We start from the raw sequence: 20,980 nt of genomic DNA on the forward strand, positions 1-20,980 counted from the left end.
AGCTACCTCGCCGGCCTCCACCTCCGTGCCTCGATGATCTGGATCAACGACCTCCTGAAGGAAACTGGCTGATCACAACATCACACAGGCCCTAGTGTCGTACGTCCCCGGCAGCGCCCGCGGGGCCTGTGGACAACCCCGCTACGCTCGCATGCTCAGTCCCGCTCGCAGACGAAGATCGCCGTCCCCGGGACCAGGTTCCCGCGCAGGGGCGACCACCCGCCCCACTCCGAGGTGTTCCACGCCGGCCACTCCGGCTCCACCAGGTCCGCCAGCCGGAAGCCGGAGACCACGATGTCGCGGACCCGGTCGCCGAGCGTCCTGTGGTGCTCGACGTAGACCGCGCGGCCCTCCTCGTCCTGCTCCACGTACGGCGTGCGGTCGAAGTAGGAGGAGGACACCGACAGCCCCTCGGGGCCCGGCTCGTCCGGGAACGCCCAGCGGATCGGGTGGGTCACGGAGAAGACGAACCGGCCGCCCGGCCGCAGCACCCGCCGCACCTCCCGCAGCACCAGCCGCGGATCGGCGACGAACGGCAGCGCCCCGTACGCCGAGCAGGCCAGGTCGAAGGAGGCGTCCGCGAAGGGCAGCGCGCCGGCGTCCGCACAGACGAGGGGAAACGATCCGCCGATCCGCAGGGCGTGCTGGAGCTGGCGGTGCGAGAGATCCAGGGCCACCGGGCGGGCGCCCTGGGCGGCCAGCCAGCGCGCGCACTGCGCCGCGCCCGCGCCGATCTCCAGGACGTCCTTGCCCTTCAGCTCCTGCGGCGGGCCGAGCAGCTCGGCCTCCACCTCGTCCAGGCCCTCGGGACCCCACACGAAGCGGTCGTCGCCGAGGAACGTGCCGTGCTCCACCTGGTACTCGTCCGCGTTGCGGTCCCACCAGCCCCGATTGGCCCGCGTGCTCTCCGCGACACCGGCGTCACGCCTTGTGGCCTCGGGCTCGTCCGTCTCGGGTCCTTCGGGCTCGTGCGCTTCCGGCTCTTGGATGATCGGCTCCCTCGTCGTACTCTTCCGTCCAACCCGCCGGGGGTCCTCACGGAGGCGGCCCCCTGGGCCTGCGTGGCCTGAAAGGACGTTTCTTCTGCCGGTTATGGGGCGATCCGCCCCGGGTGTGCGCCTTCGCGCATTGACCCTGTCCGGCTGCCCCCGTATGCTACAAGTTGCGCTGCGGGCCTGCGCACCTCAGACGTAGCAGGCTGCGCTCGCATCTGTTGTATGTCCCCTCGGTTGTCGAGGCGCCACCGGGCACCCGGTGTCCATAAGGTGGCGCTTCCTTGGCTGTCCGGCTTCTGCAGAGCGAAACGGGCTCCCGGCGTAAGCAGTACCTACGACTTCAATGTCCGTACCGGAGCCCTTTCCCACATGACGAGCAGCACCGAGACCACCGCCACCACCCCGCAGGTAGCGGTCAACGACATCGGTAACGAGGAAGCCTTCCTCGCAGCGATCGACGAGACGATCAAGTACTTCAACGACGGCGACATCGTCGACGGCGTCATCGTGAAGGTCGACCGGGACGAGGTCCTGCTCGACATCGGTTACAAGACCGAAGGTGTCATCCCGAGCCGCGAGCTCTCGATCAAGCACGACGTCGACCCGAACGAGGTCGTCGCCGTCGGCGACGAGATCGAGGCCCTGGTCCTCCAGAAGGAGGACAAGGAAGGCCGCCTGATCCTCTCGAAGAAGCGCGCCCAGTACGAGCGTGCCTGGGGCACCATCGAGAAGATCAAGGAAGAAGACGGAATCGTCACCGGTACCGTCATCGAGGTCGTCAAGGGTGGTCTCATCCTCGACATCGGCCTCCGTGGCTTCCTTCCGGCCTCCCTGGTCGAGATGCGCCGCGTCCGCGACCTCCAGCCGTACGTCGGCAAGGAGCTCGAGGCCAAGATCATCGAGCTGGACAAGAACCGCAACAACGTGGTCCTGTCCCGCCGCGCCTGGCTGGAGCAGACCCAGTCCGAGGTCCGCCAGACGTTCCTCACGACCCTGCAGAAGGGTCAGGTCCGCTCCGGTGTGGTCTCCTCGATCGTCAACTTCGGTGCCTTCGTGGACCTGGGTGGCGTCGACGGTCTGGTCCACGTCTCCGAGCTGTCCTGGAAGCACATCGACCACCCCTCCGAGGTCGTCGAGGTCGGCCAGGAGGTCACCGTCGAGGTCCTCGACGTCGACATGGACCGCGAGCGCGTCTCCCTGTCGCTGAAGGCGACCCAGGAAGACCCGTGGCAGCAGTTCGCCCGCACCCACCAGATCGGCCAGGTCGTGCCCGGTAAGGTCACGAAGCTGGTGCCGTTCGGTGCGTTCGTCCGTGTGGACGAGGGCATCGAGGGTCTGGTCCACATCTCCGAGCTGGCCGAGCGCCACGTGGAGATCCCGGAGCAGGTCGTCCAGGTCAACGACGAGATCTTCGTCAAGGTCATCGACATCGACCTCGAGCGTCGCCGCATCAGCCTCTCGCTGAAGCAGGCCAACGAGTCCTTCGGTGCCGACCCGGCCTCGGTCGAGTTCGACCCGACCCTGTACGGCATGGCCGCGTCCTACGACGACCAGGGCAACTACATCTACCCCGAGGGCTTCGACCCCGAGACCAACGACTGGCTCGAGGGCTACGAGAAGCAGCGCGAGGAGTGGGAGCGCCAGTACGCCGAGGCGCAGCAGCGCTTCGAGCAGCACCAGCAGCAGGTCATCAAGTCCCGCGAGGCCGACGCCGCTGCCGCGGCCGAGGGCGGCGAGGCTGCGGCTCCGGCCGCGACCGGCGGCTCGTACTCCTCCGAGGGCGCGGACACCTCCGGTGCCCTGGCCTCGGACGAGGCGCTCGCCGCGCTGCGTGAGAAGCTGGCCGGCGGCCAGAGCTGAGCGCTGCCGCTGAGGCTTGACCGATAGCCGACTGAGGGGCCGCACCTTTCGAGGTGCGGCCCCTCAGGGTTTTTCTCCCTCAGGCAGTCACCGGGATGTCCGTCAGGCCCTTGCCGCCTGTCACCGTGTTGCTGCCGTACGCGGTCGTCCTGCATGCAGTTCGCGCTCTGGTTGGTGACGTCGATGGCCGGCTGGGTCGGGCCGCCCGCGCCCGTCAATGTCGACTTGTTGCCTTTGGAGACCGTGCCGCAGCCCCAGCCCGGCTGCTGGGTGCGGGTCTGGTAGCCGTCGTCGTTGCTGGTGTTCCTGCCGGTGTTGTCCTGGACGATGACGTCGTCGCCCTTCGCCGACCCAGGAGTCGTCGTAGTTGGCCCCGGTCAGGCCGCTGCTCGAGCACGCCCTTGGCCGAGTCGATCACGATGCCCTTCTGGCCGCCGGTGACGGTCAGCCGGCTGATCGTCCCGTAGGAGGCTCCGTTCAGATGCAGCCTGTGCCCGCCGTCGGCGGCCAGTGCGGCCTCGGGGGAACCGGTGACGGCCGAGACCGGACCCGGGACGGCGAGGAGGACGCCGCCGGTGACGGCTGGCGTGGGGGGGGAGGGGGGGAGGAGGGGGAGGTGAGCCGCGGGCGTGTGCGCATGGGGGGCCTTCCTGTCGTACGGACACAGTCACATCGATCGCGTACCTGAATGACAGATTCGTTCATGAACACCCCGTCCGTGGAGGTACGGACCAGTTGACGGGGCGTCAAGATGCCGGAGGAGAGATGCCCGATCAGCGGCCTGATGCGGGAATGCCCACGCACCAAGGCGCGTTGTCACCGACGAACACGAGGAGGAGCGGTCACAGTGCTTGATCCGCAGGGTTTGTACGCATGGGAGCCGAAGGGCCTCGCCGTCGTCGACATGGCGCTCGCCCAGGAGTCGGCGGGCCTTGTCATGCTCTACCACTTCGACGGATACATCGACGCGGGTGAGACCGGCGACCAGATCGTCGACCGGCTGCTCGACTCACTGCCCCACCAGCTCGTCGCCCGGTTCGACCACGACCGGCTCGTGGACTACCGCGCCCGTCGGCCCCTGCTGACCTTCAAGCGGGACCGCTGGACCGACTACGAGGTCCCGGCCATCGAGATCCGCCTCGTCCAGGACACCACCGGCGCACCGTTCCTGCTGCTGTCCGGTCCCGAGCCGGACGTGGAGTGGGAGCGGTTCGCGGCGGCCGTACGGCAGATCGTGGAGCGGCTCGGCGTGCGCCTGTCCGTCAACTTCCACGGCATCCCCATGGGCGTCCCGCACACCCGCCCGGTGGGTCTCACCCCCCACGGCAACCGGAGCGACCTCGTCCCGGGCCACCGCAGCCCCTTCGACGAGGCCCAGGTGCCCGGCAGCGCCGAGGCGCTGGTGGAGTACCGCCTGATGGAGGCCGGGCACGACGTTCTCGGTGTCGCCGCCCACGTCCCGCACTACATCGCCCGCTCCGCGTACCCGGACGCCGCCCTCACCGTCCTGGAGGCCATCACGGCCGCCACCGGACTGGTGCTTCCGGCGGTCGCCCACTCGCTCCGCACGGACGCGCACCGCACGCAGACCGAGATCGACCGGCAGATCCAGGAGGGCGACGAGGAACTCACCGCGCTCGTCCAGGGCCTGGAGCACCAGTACGACGCCGCCGCGGGCGCCGAGACCCGGGGCAACATGCTCGCCGAGCCGGTGGACATTCCGTCGGCCGACGAGATCGGGCGCGAGTTCGAGCGGTTCCTTGCGGAGCGTGAGGGCGACGTCTGACCTCCGCCGGTCCCGCTGTCAGTGGCAGGGCCTAAGCTTCGGGGCATGCTGAAAGTGGGCCTGACCGGTGGGATCGGCGCCGGCAAGAGCGAGGTGTCCCGGCTGCTCGTGGAGCACGGAGCCGTGCTGATCGACGCCGACCGCATCGCGCGAGAGGTCGTGGCGCCCGGCACCCCCGGTCTCACCGCCGTCGTCGAGGCCTTCGGCGCGGACGTGCTCACGGCGGACGGCAGCCTGGACCGGCCCAGGCTCGGCTCGATCGTCTTCGCCGACCCGGAGAAGCTGGCCGTCCTCAACTCGATCGTGCACCCCCTGGTGGGCGCCCGCTCCCGTGAGCTGGAGGAGGCGGCGGCCCCCGACGCCGTCGTGGTCCACGACGTGCCCCTCCTCACCGAGAACGGCCTGGCGCCGCTCTACGACCTCGTGATCGTCGTGGACGCGGACCCCGAGACCCAGCTCGACCGGCTGGTCCGGCTGCGCGGGATGACCGCGGAGGACGCACGCGCGCGTATGGCCGCGCAGGCCACCCGCGAGCAGCGCAGACGCATCGCCGACATTGTGATCGACAACGACGTGCCCCTGGACGCACTGCGCAAGCGCGTCGCCGAGGTGTGGGAGAGCCTCGTGCGGCGGGCGCATGAGGGTTCCGCGGAATAGCGCCCCCTCCGGAGGCGTTGAAAGGCCGGAGCGAGGGAAGGACTCTGCCGTGCCCGAGACCAGCGGTTCCGCCGGACGTACTCCGGAAACGCATGTCATCGACTTCCGTGCAGCCGAGCAGCTGCTCAACTCACGGGACCCGCGGGGCGCGGTGAAGCTGCTCGACGCAGTCATCGCCGCACACCCGGAGAACACCGCGGCCCGGCTGCTCCGCGCTCGTGCGTTCTTCGCCGCGGCGCAACTGCGGCCCGCAGAGCTCGAGTTCACGATCGTGCTGGAGCGTGAGCCGGACAACGCGTTCGCGCACTTCGCACTGGCCCGCACCTACGAACGTCAGGGCCGCCCCGACCAGGCCAAACGCCACTTCCGCCTCGCAGCGGCGCTGGACCCCAACCCGAGCTATCTGAAGGCGGCACGCTTCGACGACTGAGCGGCGGGTGCCCACGCGTGCCACCGAGCCTCCACTTCGACCGTGGTTGCGCCTCGGGGAGCGGCCGGCCGCGGGCGCCCATGGCCGGTCCGGTGCGGGTGGGGCCGGTCCGGTCAAGGATGCCGGTGCTTCGGTGGACGCGGGAACGGCGGCCCGTCGTCCGACGGCCGGTACGGCGGTACGTCACGGCCCGGCTGGTAGTGCGGCCCCTGCCGGATGTGCCGGAGGACCATGGTCATGTCGGCGGTGACCACCAGCCACAGCACCCCGCAGGCCGCCGCCCAGCCCGGGCGCCCGACCAGCGCGAACGCCACCGTGCCGAAGGCCGCCCACACCAGTCCCCACACGCACAGCCAGAACCGCGCTCGCAGAGCACTGCGCGCGGTCGCCGGTTCACTGCCCGTACGCATCGGATCACCACTCCTCCTTGCAACGTACTCTTCGATGACGACGTCCACCAACGGCTGCCGTGCGCCGCTCGTCGAAGGGGGATCTCTTGCTGCCGGACACCGACGACCTGCCCGAACTGCTCCTCGACCTGGCCGTGCCGCACGAGGACGTCAACGAACTGGTGGCCCGGCGGCGCAGGGTGACCGACGACCCCGGCACGCTCGGGCTCCTGCGGGAGTGCGTCGAGGAACTGTTCCGCGGGCCGGAGGGGACCGGCCACCCACCCGACCTCGCCGAACTCTTCGACGCGGTGCCGGCCGATTTGAGCGGCACCTTCGCGGTGTACGTCTTTGCCGCCGCGGTCCCGCGCACCCTGGCCCGGCACCGCGCACGCGGCATCCCGGCCGAGGTCACCCGGCGCACCCTGGCCGACCTGGGCCGGCACATGGCGGTCCACCGCAGACGGTACGGCTCGACCGGCGTGCATGCGCGGCGCTGGCTCGTCCGCCACTTCCGTGGTGAGCTGTTCCAGCTGGGCCGGCTCCAGTTCGAGCGGGCGCGGCTCGGAGAGCGCTCGGCACTGGCGCTCACGGCGGCCGGACTGGACGCGGCCCCCGGCACCCCCTGTCTGAACCTGCACATCCCCGACTTCCACGGCCCGCTCACCCCGGCCGCCTGCGACCGCTCCCTCGCGTGGGCCCGCGAGTTCTTCGCCCGGCACTTCCCCGAGGAGCGGCCGGCGGCAGCTCTGTGCCATTCCTGGCTGCTCGACCCCCAGTTGAGGCGGTACCTGCCGGCCGACTCCAACATCGTCCGCTTCCAGGACCGCTTCCGCACCGCCCGCGAGGACACCGAGCCGGCCGACACCGAACCCGTCCAGTTCGTCTTCGGCGACCCCGGCCTGCCGGTCGCACAGCTGCCCCGGCGCACGTCCGTGGAGCGGGCGGTGGGGGACCATCTGCGGGCCGGCGGCCACTGGTACATAGGCCACGGATGGTTCCCGTTCCCGGCCGAATAGCGTGGAATAACTCGAACGGGTGAACCACGGTTGAATGGGAACGGCCGTGCGGCAGTCGGCCGTTGTTCGGGCATGACGGTCGAAATGCGCGAGGGATACGAGGGCACGGGACCCGGTGCGATCACCCCGGACGGCTGCGCGGTGGAGCTGTACGGGCGGCTGCCGGTGGGCGGCGAGCCGGACATCGTCGCCGCGGCGGTGCCGGCCGGGGCGCACATCCTGGAACTGGGCAGCGGAGTGGGCCGGATGACCCACCCCCTGCTGGAGCGGGGCTTCGCGGTGACGGCGGTGGACGAGTCCGCCGACATGCTGAGCCGGGTCCGCGGGGCGCGCACGATATGCAGCCCCATCGAGGACCTGGACCTGGGCGGGGAGAAGTTCGACGTGGTGATGCTCGCGTCGTTCCTGGTGCACGCGGGCGACGAGGAGGTCCGCAGAGGGATGCTGCGCACCTGCGCCCGGTATGTGGCGAAGGGCGGATGCGTGCTCATCCAGCGGGAGGGCGAGGACTACCACACCGACGTGCCCAGGGAACGGGCCGATCCGAGGGGCTTCACCGTGCGGATCGTGTCGTCGGAGCCGATGGGGAACGGAGCCAACTCGGTCCACGTCGAGTACGACTTCCAGGACGCCCGGTGGACCCAGACATTCCTGGCCCGCCCGCTGACCGAGGAGCAGTTCGAGTCGGCCCTAAAGGAGTCGGGACTGGAGGTGGACGCGTACCTGACGCCCGACCGGACATGGGTGCGGGCGGTGTCCGTGGCATAGCCGGCGCTCGGTCGCGCCCGGCGGCCGAGGAGCGATGAGTTTTCGGACCGCGTCGGGTCTTCCTCGGTGAAAGCAATCGGTATCGCTTCCCCCAGGAGATCCTCATGTCCGAGACCACCGCTCCCGCCGCTTCCGTCGCCGCGGCCGGCTCCGCCGGCGGCCGGAGGCGGGCGGCCCGGGTCGCGCTGCGGAGCGTGCAGGTGCTGCTCGCGCTGTTCTACGGCATCGCGAGCGCGCTGCCCAAGCTCATCGCGCACCCCTCGGCCGTCGAGTCCTTCGACAGGATCGGCTGGGGCAGCGGGGCCATGTACACCATAGGTGCGCTCGAACTCGCCGGAGCCGTCGCCCTGTTGGTCCCTGTGCTGCAGTCCGTGGCGGCGATCGCGCTCAGCGCGCTGATGGTGGGCGCGTTCATCGTCCAGCTCACGGTCTTCGACGGGCAGAACGCGGCGACGCCGCTGATCCTCATGGTGCCGCTCGCCCTGATCGCCTGGGCCCGGCGAGGGCACAACGCGGAGCTGCTGCGGCTGGTGCGGCGGTCGTGACCCGGTCGCGTGGCGCCGACGCCGGCGGCCGGGCGCGGGGGCCCCGTCGCCCGGCGCGGGCGTCCGGGTCGAAGTGGCGGCTCGCGCCCGGACTTCCGGTCACCGTCCCCGGGGTCGCCCACCGGTCCCGCCGGATCCGGTGCCGCCACGCTTGCCGGACGCGCCGGTGCCACCGCGTTCGCCGCGCTTGCCGGACCCGGACCCGGATGTGCTCCGGCCCATGGCTCCTCCAGGACCACCGGTCCCACCGGTCCCACCGGTCCCACCGGTCCCGCCGGTCCCGACTGGTCCGGCGAAACCGTCTCCGGGGCCGTTGAGGGCGCCGAGACCACCCGGAAGCCCCGGGCCTGCCAAGCCGCGGAGGCGTTCCATCTCGCGGCGGTCCCGTTTGGTCGGGCGGCCGGCACCTCGGTCGCGCATGCCGGCCGGGGCGACGGCCTCGCGGGGCGGGGGCGGAGGCGAGTTGTCGATGTAGCACTGGGCGGCCACCGGGGCGCCGACCCGCTTGCGGATCAGGCGCTTGACGATCACGGTCCGTTCCCGGCCCTCGACCCGCACACGCACCTCGTCGCCGACGCGCACGGAGTAGGCGGGCTTCACCCGCTCGCCGTTGACATGGACGTGGCCTCCGCGGCAGGCGGCGGCACCGAGGGAACGCGTCTTGATCAGCCGCACGGCCCAGATCCAGCTGTCGATCCGGACCGTCTCACCCTTGGCCGGCCCCGCGGCCTCGGCGGCGGCCACCGCGGCGGCGACCTTCGGCTCGAGGGGCTGGCCGGCGGAGGCTCCGGAGCCGTGGGCGACCTGGGTCTGCTGGGAGTCCTGTGCGTCCTGGGAGCCCTCGGCGACCTGGGTGTCCGGGGCGGGGCCGGTGCCGTCCGGTCCGCCGGTCTCGCGGTTCACACTCTCGTCCGCATCCTCGCAAGCCATGTCCTCGACCTTAACCCTCCCGGCCGGGTGCCCCGGGGGCGATTTTCCCGGGTTGCCGTGCCCGACCGACGCCGAGGAGCCCGGGCGCCGATGAGGACCGGCCGCACCCTGCCCGCGCGCCCCGGATGCGCCGTACCTCCGCACCACCTGGGTGTTCGGCATCGCGTCCGGCGCCGGGCCCGGGGCGACGGCGGATCGGCCCCCGGCACCGGTCTGAGCGCGGCGATCCGTGGAACCCGAAGGCGGCAGCGAGGCGGCGAGGACGGGCCCCGGGCAGGAGGCGGCGTGGACACGGCAGTCAGAGGGGCGGCCGCCGGTCGGGGTGAAGATCGTGTTCGAGGGGCAGGAGGAGTACGGCAGCCCCTTCGTGGAGTATCCGCCGGCCGAACCGGAGCGTTTCGCGTGCGACGCCATGGTCATCGCCGACTGCGGCAACCTGCGGCCCGGCACCCCCTCCCTGACGACCGGACTGCGGGGCGCCGCCGAGGTGACGGTCGAGGTCCGGACCCTGGAACAGGCCCTGCACAGCGGGGAGTTCGGCGGCGCCGCGCCCGACGCGCTGCTGGTGCTGCTCAAGGCGCTGTCGACGTTGCACGACGTGCGTGGCGACGTCGCCGTAGCGGGGCTCAGAAGGGACGAGTGGGCGGGCGCCTCCTACACCGAGGCGGAGTTCCGGGAGCTGGCGGGGGTGCGGGAGGGCGTGCCGCTCATGGGCAGCGGCACCATGGGGGAGCGGTTGTGGAGCGGCCCGGCGATCACGGTCATCGGGCTGGACGCACCGAGCGTCGACCACGCCGCCTCCGCCGTCGTCCCGTACGCCCGCGCCAAGCTGAACGTGCGTTTCCACCCCCAGCAGGACCCCCACGAGGCGCAGTCGGCGGTGGTCGAGCATCTGAGCTCGCTGCGGCCCTTCGGTGTTCCGCTCACCGTCACACCCGGCGATGCCGGCCCCGGCTACGAGGCAGCCACCGGCGGTCCCGCCTACCGCGCGGCGCTGGACGCGCTCGCGCAGGCAGGTGGCACCGAGCCGTCGTGCATCGCGACCGGTGGCTCGATTCCGCTGGTCAACGGGCTGGCCCGGGCCGTACCGGACGCGGAGGTGCTGATCTTCGGCGCCCAGGACAAGATGTGCGCTCTGCACGCCCCGAACGAGCGTGTGCTGTTGTCGGAACTGCGCAACACGGTGGTGGCGATGTGTGCGTTCACCGAGAAGTACGCGCACTACGGGGCCGAGGTCCGTGGCGGGACGGTCGTCCGTGACGGGGCCGATGCCTGTGGTGGGGCAGGTGTCCGGGAGAGGGCGGACGGATGACCGAGGCGGCCGCGGCCGGCGGGGAACCGCCGGGCCGGAGCTGGGGGTCCGCCCGGGGCCTGACGGCGGCCGGCCAGGACGGACGTCACGGTGACGGTGAGGTCGGTAGTCCTCCTGCTCGCGAGGCGTTTCCCGGGCCGGACCGGGCATACGGTGGCCGTATGGACTGCAGCAGCGCCCTGGCCCGGCTCGACCGGCGTGTCGCGGACTGCCGGGCGTGTCCACGGCTGGTCGAGTGGCGCGAGGAGGTGGCCCGTACCAAACGGGCCGCGTTCGCCGACTGGACCTACTGGGGGCGGCCGGTTCCCGGCTTCGGCCCCGCCGACGCCCGGCTGCTGATCATCGGGCTGGCCCCCGCGGCGCACGGCGGCAACCGCACCGGCCGGATGTTCACCGGCGACCGCTCCGGAGACGTGCTCTACCAGGCGCTGTACGACGTGGGACTCGCGTCTCAGCCCACCTCCGTCAGCGCCGACGACGGGCTGGAGCTGTACGGCGTCAGGGTCACCGCCCCCGTGCACTGTGCGCCGCCCGCCAACAAGCCGACCCCTGGCGAGCGCGACACCTGCCGGCCCTGGCTGGTCCAGGAGCTGAGGCTGCTGCGCCCCACGCTGAAGGCCGCGGTCGTGCTGGGCGCCTTCGGCTGGCAGGCCGCACTGCCCGCGTTCAGCGAGGCGGGCTGGGCGGTGCCCCGGCCCCGCCCGGCCTTCGGGCACGGCACCCGGGTCGCGCTGGACGGCCTGGACCTCTTCGGCTGCTTCCACGTCAGCCAGCGCAACACCTTCACCGGCCGGCTCACCGCGGAGATGCTCCGCGAGGTGCTGCACAGGGCGGCGGACGCGGCCGGGGCGCCGTAGCCGGATCCCGGCCGGAAGCTGCCCGGGCCGCACCGAGGCCGCCTTCCTGACGGCGGCCGAGCGGGCCCGGGAAGCCGGTACCGAGGTCCTGGTCGTGGGCTGCGCCGGGATGACGGGACTGCAGCGGGCGGTGAGTGAGAAGCCGGGGCTGCCGGTGGACGGGACTGCAGCGGGCGGTGGGGGAAGCTCGGGCTGCCGGTGGTCGACGGGGTCCGGGCGGCGGTGAAGCTCGCGGAGTCCCCGGTCACCCTGGGGCCGGCCACCAGCCGGGCGGGCGGCTACGGCAGGCCGCTGCCCGAGGCCCGTCTGTGGGGCCGGCCGTCGGGCGAACCCGGCCGCGGGGCTCAGGGCCGCCAGACATAGCGCACATCCGGGTCCCGCTCCTCGTTGCCGCTGCCGTCGGTGAACTCCACGGCGGTGAAGCCGTGTCGCTCGTAGAAGCGGTGGGCGGGCTTGTTGACCTGGAAGGTCCACAGGCTCAGCCCGCCCGGGCTGCGCTCCTTGGCCAGCGCGACGAACCGGGCGCCGATGCCGCACCCCCGCCGCTTCGGGTCCAGATAGAGCTGGGACAGCAATTCGCCCTGCAGCACCATCAGTCCGACGATCGCTCCGTCCCGGTCCTGCGCCACCCACGTCTCATGGAACGGCACGACGACATCCCGGATGTACGCGCGCACCTCGTCGTCGGTGTGCCCCCGGGTGACGGTGGGCAGGGCGGCGTCGAACGACCGCAGATACACATCGGCGGCGGCCCAGGCGTCCGCGGGCACGGCCCGGCGCAGCACGACCTCGTCCGTCACCGGTTCTCCTCGCGCTCCGGCACCACGGCCGTGGCCGTGATCTCCACCAGCTGCCCGGTGTAACCGAGGCAGGCGACACCGAGCAGCGTGGACGCGTGCGGGCCCGCGCTCAACCCGGAGGCCTCGACGACCTCCCACACCGCGGACAGCACGGAGGGCTCGTCGCTCACCACGTACACGTCCGTGGCGAGCACATGCGCCAAGTCGCTTCCGACGGCCCGGAGTTGTACCTCCAGGTTGGCGATCACCTGCTCGGCCTGCCGTACCGGGTCGCCCGGGCCGACGATCTCCCCCTTCCCGTCGAGCGGCACGGCCCCGGCGAGGAAGGCGAGCCCGGTGCCCGCTTCCACCACCGAGGCGTGCGCATAAGTGGGCGGCGGGAACAGGGTGGGGGCGGTCACGCGCTGGATCATGAGGTCTGCTCCTCCGACGGCAGTGGACGACCTCCCGATGGTCGGCTCCCGTCGGCCCTCTCCGCATCCGAATTCTCGCGGCGACGGGACGTCGACAGCCACAGGCGGCACGTCGAGGGGCTTCGCCACGATCCGCACCGCCGCCTTTCGCCGCCGCAGGCCAGCCGAGCGGTCCGCGGACCATGACTGGTGTCCGTGCCCTGTCCTGCATCGTCACGACAGCCTCCCTCATCGTCACACCGCGTTACGATTCCTTGATATCGCGCGCCACTGACAACGAGCCGTGACGAGAGGGGTGGGGGAGCGCGAGCGGGCGCGCGTAGATCCTGCGGTCTGCCGCGCCGCGCCCGGCGGACGCTCCCGCGAGAACCATGACCGACGACGCTGTTTTCCTCCGGACCGTCACCGAGCGCCTCGCCTCGCTGCCCACGGTCGAGGCGGTCGCCCTCGGCGGCTCCCGGGCCCAGGGCACCCACCGCCCCGACAGCGACTGGGACCTGGCGGTCTACTACCGCGGCGCCTTCGACCCGGATGACCTGCGCGCTCTCGGCTGGCCCGGCCAGGTCTCCGAGATCGGCGGGTGGGGCGGTGGTGTCTTCAACGGCGGCGCCTGGCTGACCATCGACGGCCGCCGGGTCGACGTCCACTACCGGGACCTGGACGTGGTCGAACACGAGCTGGCCGAGGCCGAGGAGGGCCGCTTCCGGGTGGAGCCGCTGCTCTTCCACCTCGCGGGCATCCCCAGCTACCTCGTCGTGGCCGAACTCGCCGTCAACCAGGCGCTCGAGGGCACCCTGCCGCGCCCCGCGGGCTACCCCGCGAAGCTGCGCGTCACCGCCGCCGCACGCTGGCACGGCACCGCCCGCGCCACCCTCGACCACGCCAGGAACTACCACGCCCCGCACGGCCGCCTCACCGAGACCGCCGGTGCCATCGCCACGGCCGCCGCGCAGGCCGCCCACGGCGTGCTCGCGGCGCGCGGAGAGTGGGTGACGAACGAGAAGCGGCTGCTGGAACGGGCCGGACTGCGCGGCATCGACACGGTGGTGGGCGCGCTGCGGGCCGAGCCCGGGGCACTGGTCCGTGCCGTCGCCGAGGCGGAGCGGATCGTGGGGGCACCGCCCTCATGAAGCCCGGCCGGGACGGTCGGATTCATGAGCGACGGCCTCGCCGCCGCCGAACTCCCGCCGCCCGCCGGGCACTCGGAGGGCGCCGACGAGCTCAGAGTCACCTCGGGGGCGTTCGGAGCCCTTCCTTAGATGACGGCTCGTCAAGTTCTGCTCCTGGAGACGGAGTCAACCCCGCGTGGCATGCCTGCGTCCAAGACAGAGGTCCCATGTTCCCCGCCCAGGGAGAGGTTCATGTCCCGACTCACACGTCTCGGACTCGCGACCGGCGCCGCCGCGGCCGTCGTCGCCGCCGTCGTGCTCGCCGCGTCGCCCGCGGTCGCCGGTGAACCGGCCGTGACCCAGCCGCACATAGTGGCCCACTTCGACCTCGCGGCCGGACAGTCGCCGGAGAACCTCACGGTCGAGCCGGACGGCTCCGCCGACCTGACCTTCGCCTCGGCCCGGCAGGTCGCCCACGTCAGCCGGGACGGGCACACGACCATCCGCGCGACCCTGCCCGACGAGCCGAACGCCGGCACCCCCGTGCTGAAGGCCCCGACGGTCTTCGGCATCGCCCGCGCCCACGACGGCACCCTCTACGTCGACTACGCCACCGGTACCGGCAAGACCGGCATCTGGCGCATCGCCCCCGACGGCGGCGCGCCCCGGCAGATCGCTCAGCTGCCCGCGACCGCGCTGCCCAACGGCCTCGCCCTCGACGAACGCCACGGAGTGCTCTACGCCGCCGACTCGGTGCAGGGGATCGTGTGGCGCGTTCCGCAGACCGGAGGCGCGCCGGCCGTCTGGGCCGAGGACACCGCCCTCGCCCCGGTCCCCGTCACCGGCGCGGGCTTCGGCGCCAACGGTGTCAAGATCCACGGCGGTGCCGTATGGGTGTCCAACAGCGACCGGGGGACGCTGCTGCGCATTCCCCTACGGCCGAACGGCTCCGCGGGGCCGGTCGAGACCCGTGCCACCGGGCTCGACCACGTCGACGACTTCACCTTCGCCGCACCGGACGGCGACACCGCCTTCGCCGCCCTGATCGGCGACAACGAGGTCGCCGAGGTGCACCCCGACGGTACCCACACCACTGTCCTCACACAGGCGGACGGGCTGTCCAACCCGACCTCCGTGGCCGTGCACGACGGAACGCTCTACGTCGACAGCGCCGCGTACTTCACCCAGCGGGACCCGAATCTGCTGCTGGCCCGCCTGAGCTGCGAACCCGGGCACTGACGGTCGACCGGCGGGGCGAGCCCGGGCGTATGCCCGTTCCGCCCCGCCGCTCCTGTGGACACGAACCTCCGGCGTCCGCACGGTGATCGTCGGGGGGCGGCTGCTGTGCCGGAAAAAGAATCTTCGCGCGCGGCGATGAATTCCGCTCACCGCGACGGTCACCACCCCGAACGACCGTCGGACAGGAGGGTCCATGTCGCTTCCGGAGATCGTCTCGCGCGGGCAGTGGCGCACCGCGCGCGAGGAGTTGCTGCGCAAGGAGGAGGCGGTCGGACGGGCGCGCGAGGCGCTCGGCGCCGAGCGGCGGCGGCTGCCCATGGTCGAGGTCGACGCGGAGTACGTCTTCGAGGGCGGCGACGGCAAGGCCACCCTGCTGGACCTCTTCGAGGGCCGGTCCCAACTGGTCGTCCACCACTTCCGCTTCGCGCCGGAGTGGGAGACCGGGTGCCCGTGCTGCTCGGCCTTCCTGGACCAGCTCGGCCACCTCGCCCACCTGCGCGCCCGCAACACCTCCCTCGCCGCCGTCTCCCGGGCGCCGTTCACCCGCATCCTGCCGTTCAAGGCGCGGATGGGCTGGGTGGTGCCCTGGTACTCCTCGTCCCCGTGCGACTTCAACCTCGACCTCGAGGCGACCGTGGAGGAGGGCGGAGGCCTGGTCGAGCGCCCGGGCCTCAGCTGCTTCCTGCGCGACCACGACCGGGTCTTCCACACCTACTCGGTCTACGACGACGGGCTGGGCGGACTCGGCACCCTCGCCGGTCTGCTCGACCTCACCGCACTCGGCCGCAGCCCCTCCGGCAGCGACCGGTTACGCCTTCACGACGAGTACGAGGACTGACACGGACCCTCCGATCCGTGTCACAAAGTGAACGGATCCTCACGGTCCGCGCCGAACGGGTGTAGGTAATGTCTCAGTCCCGTCACCGAGCGAGGCGATTGCGTTCTCCGAAGCGTTAACTCCTACAAGTACGACGCTTCTGGAGGTGCGAGATGGTGAACGGGCGAACCGTGCTCGAACGCTTTCCCGCTGGTGGCCCGCGGGGATCCTGGCCCGCGGAGGAGTTCGCTCACGCGCGGCGGCTGGAAGGCCTGCCCGCCGAGGTCGTCATGGACCTCGCGACGGACGCCTTCCTGGTGATCGTGCGCGGGCCCGACGCCGCCGAGTGAGACGACCGGCGCCCCCCGGTCGGCTCGGGCCGGCTCCGCCGCCGGTGTCCACGCCTTGAACCGCTCCTCTCGGAGCGCGTACACATCGCCACGATCATCACAAGTGTCTCCGGCCCCGGCCGAAGGTCCCTCCGCTGTGCGGGACTCCTCCGGCCGTCCGTGCTCCAGTTCGTCTCTGGGCGGCTGCGCCGCCCGGGCGCGCCCCGCCACGGACGGCCCGCAGCCGGCAACCGCACACCGGGTCGCTGGCACGGCCCCACGACCGAAGCGAACGCAGCGCCTACGCCGAGACCGCCCGCGACCAGTCAGGGGTCGTCCCGGTCACCCGGCACAGGGCCAGATACAGCGGGATCGGCGGGGTGTACGGGACCGTGCCCTCCGGGCGGTGGATGAGCCGGGCGGTGCCGGTGACCCGGGCGCCGGGGGCGTAGTGCGCCGGTGACGGCCAGGGCAGGGCGTAGTCGGAGTCCGACGGGACGATCCACCACCAGCGGGAGCCGTCGGTGTACACACAGCCCAGCCGGGGCAGCCGGGGGACGACGAGGGGGCCGAGCCGGTCGGGAACGGCCACGGCGTCGCAGCCGAGCGGTGCGGTCATGCCGTCCGGCATCGTGAGCCGACGGGGTGCGTCCGGGACGGACCTGAGACGCTGCAGCCGCACCAGGGTGTCCAGTGCGAGGGGCCGCTCGGCGCCCTGGCCGACGGCGTCGGCGGTGCCGGGCACGAAGGGTCCCCTGGGGTGCTGCCCCTCGCTGTCGACCGGACGGTGCGGCCGAGGCCCCTGGCCGCGGTGCTCCGCCCTGCCGAGGCCGTGCTCGCCGGCGTCGGGGGTGCCGGGCCGGAGCGCGCTGCCGGTGTGGTGCCGGTCGATGGCGGGCCGGACGGGGGCGCCGGTGGTCTGCGGGCCGGTGCGGGCGGGGCTGTTCTCGCCCGAACCGGAGCTCTCGAGGCAGCCGAAGGCCCCGAGCCTGCCGGGGGCCTCGAGCCTGCCGGAGAGGGCGGCCGGACCGTTCGGGTCGGAGCCGGTGACGTCCTGCCGGTCGGAGTCGTAACCGCCGGTCACGGGCGTTCCCCGGAGCGATGCTGCTCGGGGACCCGGTGTGAGGGCTGGTGCGGGGGCCGGTCCAGGGGCCGGTGCCGATGGGGCTCCGGTGCCGCGGGGCGGTGGTGGTGCTCCGGTGCCGGGCGCGAGGGCTGCCCCGAGGACCCGTGCCGGCCCTTGGGCGCCTCGTCCGAGTCCGAGTCGTCCTGGCGGCCGGGTTTGGGGCGGGCACCCCAGCCGAGGTCGTTGCACGGAGCGGGGATGTCGTCGGCCGCGTGGCCCCGGCGGTCCAGCTCGGCCCAGACCAGCAGGCCGGGGCCGCGCTCCTGGACTCCCCACGACCGGCACAGCGCGTCGACGAGGAGCAATCCCCTCCCGTGCTCCTCATCGGGCCGCTGCGGGGACGGGTGGGGTTCGCCGGGGGCGCAGCCCTCGTCGCGCACGGCGATGCGCACCGTGTCGTCGTGGTCGTGCAGCTCGCACACGACACGCGTGCTCGCCGTGTGCACGATGGCGTTCGTGACCAGCTCGGACATGACCAGGGCCGCGCTGTCGCACGTGTCCGCACACACCGACCAGCCGGTCAGCCTGGCGTGCGCGAGGCGTCTGGCCCGGGCGACGGAACCCGGATGTGCAGCCAGCTCGAAGCGGAACCGGCGCCCGGCAGCGGCCCCGTCGAGGGATGCTCCCGTGGTGGCACCGAGACCCGGACGGTCTGCGGCGGCGTCTGTTCCTAAGGGCGCGGACGGAATCACGCTTGCCACTATCTCCCCGCCGTGAACACTTGGCAAGTGTCACTCTGAAAATTGCAGAGTGCTGTATGACGCGGTGAGAGGCCGTGGCACACTGCTCGCAACAGCACGTCGAGCGGCGCCAATTGGGGTCATCGGAGGTCCGGCCCGATCTTCGAATGCACCTTCGATGGCGCCGCAGGGCTGTCGGGAAACATCCGTCAACCGTTCGGTGGTGGCTTTCGGTGGAGGTGAGAGCGTGAGCGAACCGCGGTCCGCGCCGACGGTGGGCCAGGTGGTCCTCGGCCGGCGCCTGCTGGACCTGCGGGAACGCGCCGGACTGAAGCGCGAGGAGGCCGCCCGTGTCCTGCGTGTCGCGCCCGCCACCGTCCGCCGCATGGAGATGGCCGAGGTCGCCCTCAAGATCCCGTATCTGCAACTGCTGCTGAAGGCCTACGGCGTACCCGACGAGGAGGCCGAACTCTTCGTCCAGCTGGCCGAGGAGGCCAACAGGCCCGGCTGGTGGCAGCGGTTCCACGACATCCTGCCCGGCTGGTTCTCGATGTACGTCAGCCTGGAGGGTGCGGCCGTTCTCATCCGCTCCTACGAGCCGCACTTCGTGCCCGGCCTGCTCCAGACCGAGGACTACGCCCGCGCTGTGCTGAGGTCCGGTGCCATCGGCCAGACCAGCCCGGACGACACCGAGCGGCACGTCGCCCTGCGCATGCAACGCCAGCAACTGCTCGCCCGCCCCGATGCCCCCCGCTTCTGGGCGGTGATGGACGAGACCGCGCTGCGCCGCCCGGTCGGCGGCCCGGAGGTGATGCGCGCGCAGATCGACAAGTTGCTCGAGGCCACGAAGCTGCCCCATGTGACGCTCCAGGTCGCCCCGTTCGCGAGCGGGCCGCACCCGGGGACGTACGGACCCTTCGTGCTGTTCCGATTCGCCATGCCGGAGCTGCCGGACATGGTCTACAGCGAGTACCTGACTGGCGCCGTCTACCTGGACGGGCGTGCCGAGGTGGCGACCCACCTCGAGGTCATGGACCGCATGGCGGCGCAGGCCGCTACGGCGCAACGCACGAAGGAGATCCTCCGGGATCTCCGCAAGGAGCTGTGAATGGATCGCATCAAGCCGCGCGGACGCGTCTACAACGGCATGCCCGCGCGGGAGTTGGGCAGCGAGGGCTGGCACAAGCCCTGGAGCGGCGGCAACGGCGGAAACTGCCTGGAGGCGATGAAGCTCGCCGACGGCCGGATCGCCGTACGCCAGTCCACCGACCCGGACGGGCCGGCGCTGATCTACACCGCCGCCGAGATGACCGCGTTCATCGAGGGTGCCAAGGCGGGGGAGGCCGACTTCCTGCTGTCCTGACCACGCACATGAGCTGCTTCTTGCTCAACCTCGCCGGCGCGCTGCCGCCCCGCAGGCAGTGGACCGGTCCCGGACTCCGCACCCCCGCTCCTCACCCGGGAGGCAGCACCGCGCACAACGCCTCCAAGGCCGCGCCGTAGGCGTGTTCGGCGGCGGCCGCGTAACCCACGACCAGTCCGTCACCGGCTGTCGTCTCCGCCTCCGGATGCCGGAACGCGGCGAGTCCGTCGACGGCGACGCCCTGCCACGCGGCAGCCTTCAACGCGGACTGCTCGGTGCCCGGCGGTAGTCGCAGCACCGCGTGCAGCCCGGCCGCGATGCCGGTCACCTCGACGTGCGGCGCGTGCTCGGCGAGCGCGGCGACGAGCCGGTCACGCCGCCGCCGGTAGCGCTGCCGCATGCGCCGCACATGACGGTCGTACGACCCGGAGACGATGAACTCCGCCAGAGCCAGCTGGTCCGGGACGCTCGCCCAGCCCTCCCGCTCGCCCTTCGCCGCGAGCACGGGCTCTACGTACCGCTCCGGCAGCACCATCCAGCCCAGCCGCAGCGCCGGAGACAGGCTCTTGCTGACCGAGCCGAGGTGGATCACCCGCTCCGGATCGAGGCCCTGGAGCGCGCCGACGGGCTTGCGGTCGTACCGGAACTCGCCGTCGTAGTCGTCCTCCAGTACGACCGCCCCACGCGCGCGTGCCCAGTCGATCACCGCCGCCCGGCGCTCCGGGTGCAGCGGGCCGCCGGTCGGGAACTGGTGGGCCGGCGTGAGCAGCACGGCCCGTTCCCGCCCGAGCAGGTCCACCCGCGCGCCGTGTTCGTCCAGCGGCAGGGGCACCGTCCGGACCCCGGCCGTGCCGAGCAGCCCCCGGTGGAAACCGAGCCCGTACGCTTCCAGGCCGAGCGGGCCGCGCAGCACCCCGCCCGCGCCCTGACCGAACAGCAGCCGCAGCGCGTGCGCGAAGCCCGAGCAGACGACGATCCGGTCCGGTTCGGCGCGCACGCCACGCGCGCGTGCCAGATACTCGGCCAGCGCCTCCCGCAGCTCCCGGCGTCCGGCAGGATCCCCCGGACCGAACGCCTCGCTCGGCGCCGCCTGGAGCGCCCGCCGATAACAGGCCGACCACGCCGCCCGCGGGAACGCCGAGGCGTCCGGTCTTCCCTGCCGAAGATCGTGCCGCGGGGCACGCGCGCGCAGGAGTGCCTTCGCGGGCGTTCGTACGGCGCGTCGCAACGTGTCCGCCCGGTGGTCCGCCCGGTGGTCCGCTCGGTCGGCGACCCGGGTGCCCGACCCCTGGCGTGCGGTCAGCCACCCTTCGGCGACCAGTTCCGCGTAGGCGTCGGCCACCGTGTTGCGGGCCACGCCCAGATCGGCGGCGAGCGACCGGTACGGCGGCAGGCGCGTGCCGGGCGCCAGCCGGCCGCTGCGCACCGCCTCCCGCAGCGCCCGGGTCAGCGCCGCCCGCCGGCCGCCCGGACCCGACAGCTCCAGATACAGATCGGCGCCGATCCGCTCCGCGGAATTGACCCACCATTCGGTCATGGAAATGCACCCTACCGCC

At 72.2% G+C, this 20,980-nt stretch carries 23 protein-coding genes and 2 pseudogenes; 16 read left to right on the plus strand and 9 right to left on the minus strand.

Going from position 1 to position 20,980, the window contains the following annotated elements; genetic code table 11:
- Positions 1–155: 155 nt before the first annotated feature.
- Positions 156–992: a class I SAM-dependent methyltransferase gene (locus ABZ919_RS16735; RefSeq protein WP_361248393.1), complete on the minus strand. Its 837-nt coding sequence runs from the start codon at positions 990–992 to the stop codon at positions 156–158.
- Between the two features lie 372 nt (positions 993–1,364).
- Between ABZ919_RS16735 and rpsA the strand changes: the two genes are divergently transcribed.
- The gene (gene rpsA / locus ABZ919_RS16740) at positions 1,365–2,855 is read left to right on the plus strand and encodes a 30S ribosomal protein S1 (protein WP_067042841.1); all 1,491 of its coding nucleotides are present in this window, start codon (positions 1,365–1,367) and stop codon (positions 2,853–2,855) included.
- 79 nt (positions 2,856–2,934) lie between these two features.
- Here rpsA and ABZ919_RS16745 read toward each other — a convergent pair.
- Positions 2,935–3,390, minus strand: a pseudogene (locus tag ABZ919_RS16745) (hypothetical protein); the annotation flags it as partial.
- A gap of 312 nt (positions 3,391–3,702) precedes the next feature.
- Here ABZ919_RS16745 and ABZ919_RS16750 point away from each other — a divergent pair.
- The 3 genes from ABZ919_RS16750 to ABZ919_RS16760 are packed head-to-tail and all read left to right on the plus strand — an operon-like array spanning position 3,703 to position 5,728.
- Positions 3,703–4,641: a PAC2 family protein gene (locus ABZ919_RS16750; protein WP_361248036.1), complete on the plus strand. Its 939-nt coding sequence runs from the start codon at positions 3,703–3,705 to the stop codon at positions 4,639–4,641.
- A 45-nt stretch (positions 4,642–4,686) separates the two neighbouring features.
- A complete protein-coding gene (gene coaE, locus ABZ919_RS16755) occupies positions 4,687–5,298 on the plus strand; it encodes a dephospho-CoA kinase (RefSeq protein ID WP_361248038.1) in 612 nt (203 codons plus the stop codon).
- Between the two features lie 49 nt (positions 5,299–5,347).
- A complete protein-coding gene (locus tag ABZ919_RS16760) occupies positions 5,348–5,728 on the plus strand; it encodes a tetratricopeptide repeat protein (RefSeq protein WP_361248040.1) in 381 nt (126 codons plus the stop codon).
- A 113-nt stretch (positions 5,729–5,841) separates the two neighbouring features.
- Here the strand turns inward: ABZ919_RS16760 and ABZ919_RS16765 are convergent, their stop codons facing one another.
- Positions 5,842–6,138, minus strand: coding sequence for a DUF6343 family protein (locus tag ABZ919_RS16765; protein ID WP_361248042.1), 297 nt, complete (start codon positions 6,136–6,138; stop codon positions 5,842–5,844).
- An 86-nt stretch (positions 6,139–6,224) separates the two neighbouring features.
- Here ABZ919_RS16765 and ABZ919_RS16770 point away from each other — a divergent pair, with 86 nt between their 5' ends.
- From ABZ919_RS16770 to ABZ919_RS16780, 3 genes are all read left to right on the plus strand, one after another.
- On the plus strand, positions 6,225–7,136 hold the full coding sequence (locus tag ABZ919_RS16770; RefSeq protein WP_361248044.1) for an acyltransferase domain-containing protein: 912 nt from the start codon (positions 6,225–6,227) through the stop codon (positions 7,134–7,136).
- Positions 7,137–7,208: 72 nt separating this feature from the next.
- Complete coding sequence (locus ABZ919_RS16775; RefSeq protein WP_361248046.1) at positions 7,209–7,904, plus strand: class I SAM-dependent methyltransferase; 696 nt, start codon at positions 7,209–7,211, stop codon at positions 7,902–7,904.
- Between the two features lie 104 nt (positions 7,905–8,008).
- A complete protein-coding gene (locus ABZ919_RS16780; RefSeq protein WP_361248048.1) occupies positions 8,009–8,449 on the plus strand; it encodes a DoxX family protein in 441 nt (146 codons plus the stop codon).
- Positions 8,450–8,548: 99 nt separating this feature from the next.
- Here ABZ919_RS16780 and ABZ919_RS16785 read toward each other — a convergent pair whose 3' ends face one another.
- Positions 8,549–9,379, minus strand: a complete 831-nt coding sequence (locus ABZ919_RS16785; protein ID WP_361248050.1) for an RNA-binding S4 domain-containing protein — start codon at positions 9,377–9,379, stop codon at positions 8,549–8,551.
- A 229-nt stretch (positions 9,380–9,608) separates the two neighbouring features.
- Here ABZ919_RS16785 and ABZ919_RS16790 point away from each other — a divergent pair, with 229 nt between their 5' ends.
- The 3 genes and pseudogenes from ABZ919_RS16790 to ABZ919_RS16800 form a co-directional block, all read left to right on the plus strand.
- A complete protein-coding gene (locus ABZ919_RS16790) occupies positions 9,609–10,691 on the plus strand; it encodes a M20/M25/M40 family metallo-hydrolase (protein WP_361248051.1) in 1,083 nt (360 codons plus the stop codon).
- Positions 10,692–10,852: 161 nt separating this feature from the next.
- Positions 10,853–11,548 carry a uracil-DNA glycosylase gene (locus ABZ919_RS16795; RefSeq protein ID WP_361248053.1) on the plus strand — a complete coding sequence of 232 codons (696 nt, stop codon included), beginning with the start codon at positions 10,853–10,855 and terminating at the stop codon, positions 11,546–11,548.
- Between the two features lie 16 nt (positions 11,549–11,564).
- Positions 11,565–11,911: pseudogene (locus ABZ919_RS16800) on the plus strand (aspartate/glutamate racemase family protein); the annotation flags it as partial.
- Here the strand turns inward: ABZ919_RS16800 and ABZ919_RS16805 are convergent.
- Positions 11,893–12,348, minus strand: coding sequence for a GNAT family N-acetyltransferase (locus tag ABZ919_RS16805; RefSeq protein ID WP_361248055.1), 456 nt, complete (start codon positions 12,346–12,348; stop codon positions 11,893–11,895). The pseudogene ABZ919_RS16800 and the gene ABZ919_RS16805 overlap by 19 nt on opposite strands.
- Positions 12,345–12,761 (minus strand): RidA family protein, encoded by a 417-nt coding sequence (locus ABZ919_RS16810; protein WP_361248057.1) that lies wholly within the window; start codon positions 12,759–12,761, stop codon positions 12,345–12,347. The genes ABZ919_RS16805 and ABZ919_RS16810 overlap by 4 nt, the downstream gene beginning before the upstream one ends.
- Positions 12,762–13,132: 371 nt before the next feature.
- Between ABZ919_RS16810 and ABZ919_RS16815 the strand changes: the two genes are divergently transcribed.
- From ABZ919_RS16815 to ABZ919_RS16830, 4 genes are all read left to right on the plus strand, one after another.
- Positions 13,133–13,891 carry a nucleotidyltransferase domain-containing protein gene (locus ABZ919_RS16815; RefSeq protein ID WP_361248059.1) on the plus strand — a complete coding sequence of 253 codons (759 nt, stop codon included), beginning with the start codon at positions 13,133–13,135 and terminating at the stop codon, positions 13,889–13,891.
- A gap of 231 nt (positions 13,892–14,122) precedes the next feature.
- Positions 14,123–15,109 (plus strand): hypothetical protein, encoded by a 987-nt coding sequence (locus tag ABZ919_RS16820; RefSeq protein WP_361248061.1) that lies wholly within the window; start codon positions 14,123–14,125, stop codon positions 15,107–15,109.
- A 193-nt stretch (positions 15,110–15,302) separates the two neighbouring features.
- Positions 15,303–15,947, plus strand: coding sequence for a DUF899 domain-containing protein (locus tag ABZ919_RS16825; RefSeq protein WP_361248063.1), 645 nt, complete (start codon positions 15,303–15,305; stop codon positions 15,945–15,947).
- A 152-nt stretch (positions 15,948–16,099) separates the two neighbouring features.
- Positions 16,100–16,276 carry a hypothetical protein gene (locus ABZ919_RS16830; protein WP_361248065.1) on the plus strand — a complete coding sequence of 59 codons (177 nt, stop codon included), beginning with the start codon at positions 16,100–16,102 and terminating at the stop codon, positions 16,274–16,276.
- Between the two features lie 280 nt (positions 16,277–16,556).
- On the opposite strand, the gene ABZ919_RS16835 is transcribed toward ABZ919_RS16830, so the two are convergent.
- Complete coding sequence (locus ABZ919_RS16835) at positions 16,557–17,000, minus strand: hypothetical protein (protein WP_361248395.1); 444 nt, start codon at positions 16,998–17,000, stop codon at positions 16,557–16,559.
- 335 nt (positions 17,001–17,335) lie between these two features.
- On the minus strand, positions 17,336–18,073 hold the full coding sequence (locus ABZ919_RS16840) for an ATP-binding protein (RefSeq protein WP_361248066.1): 738 nt from the start codon (positions 18,071–18,073) through the stop codon (positions 17,336–17,338).
- A 235-nt stretch (positions 18,074–18,308) separates the two neighbouring features.
- On the opposite strand from ABZ919_RS16840, the gene ABZ919_RS16845 reads away from it, so the two are divergent.
- Together ABZ919_RS16845 and ABZ919_RS16850 are read left to right on the plus strand one after the other, a co-directional pair.
- Positions 18,309–19,169: a helix-turn-helix transcriptional regulator gene (locus ABZ919_RS16845; RefSeq protein ID WP_361248068.1), complete on the plus strand. Its 861-nt coding sequence runs from the start codon at positions 18,309–18,311 to the stop codon at positions 19,167–19,169.
- Entirely contained in the window at positions 19,170–19,424 is a 255-nt protein-coding gene (locus tag ABZ919_RS16850; RefSeq protein WP_361248070.1) for a DUF397 domain-containing protein, read from the plus strand. It abuts the gene before it with no gap.
- Positions 19,425–19,515: 91 nt separating this feature from the next.
- On the opposite strand, the gene ABZ919_RS16855 is transcribed toward ABZ919_RS16850, so the two are convergent.
- The gene (locus ABZ919_RS16855) at positions 19,516–20,961 is read right to left on the minus strand and encodes a PLP-dependent aminotransferase family protein (RefSeq protein ID WP_361248071.1); all 1,446 of its coding nucleotides are present in this window, start codon (positions 20,959–20,961) and stop codon (positions 19,516–19,518) included.
- Between the last annotated feature and the right edge of the window lie 19 nt (positions 20,962–20,980).

The organism is Streptomyces sp. NPDC046759, from assembly GCF_040645475.1.
Lineage (GTDB): Bacteria > Actinomycetota > Actinomycetes > Streptomycetales > Streptomycetaceae > Streptomyces.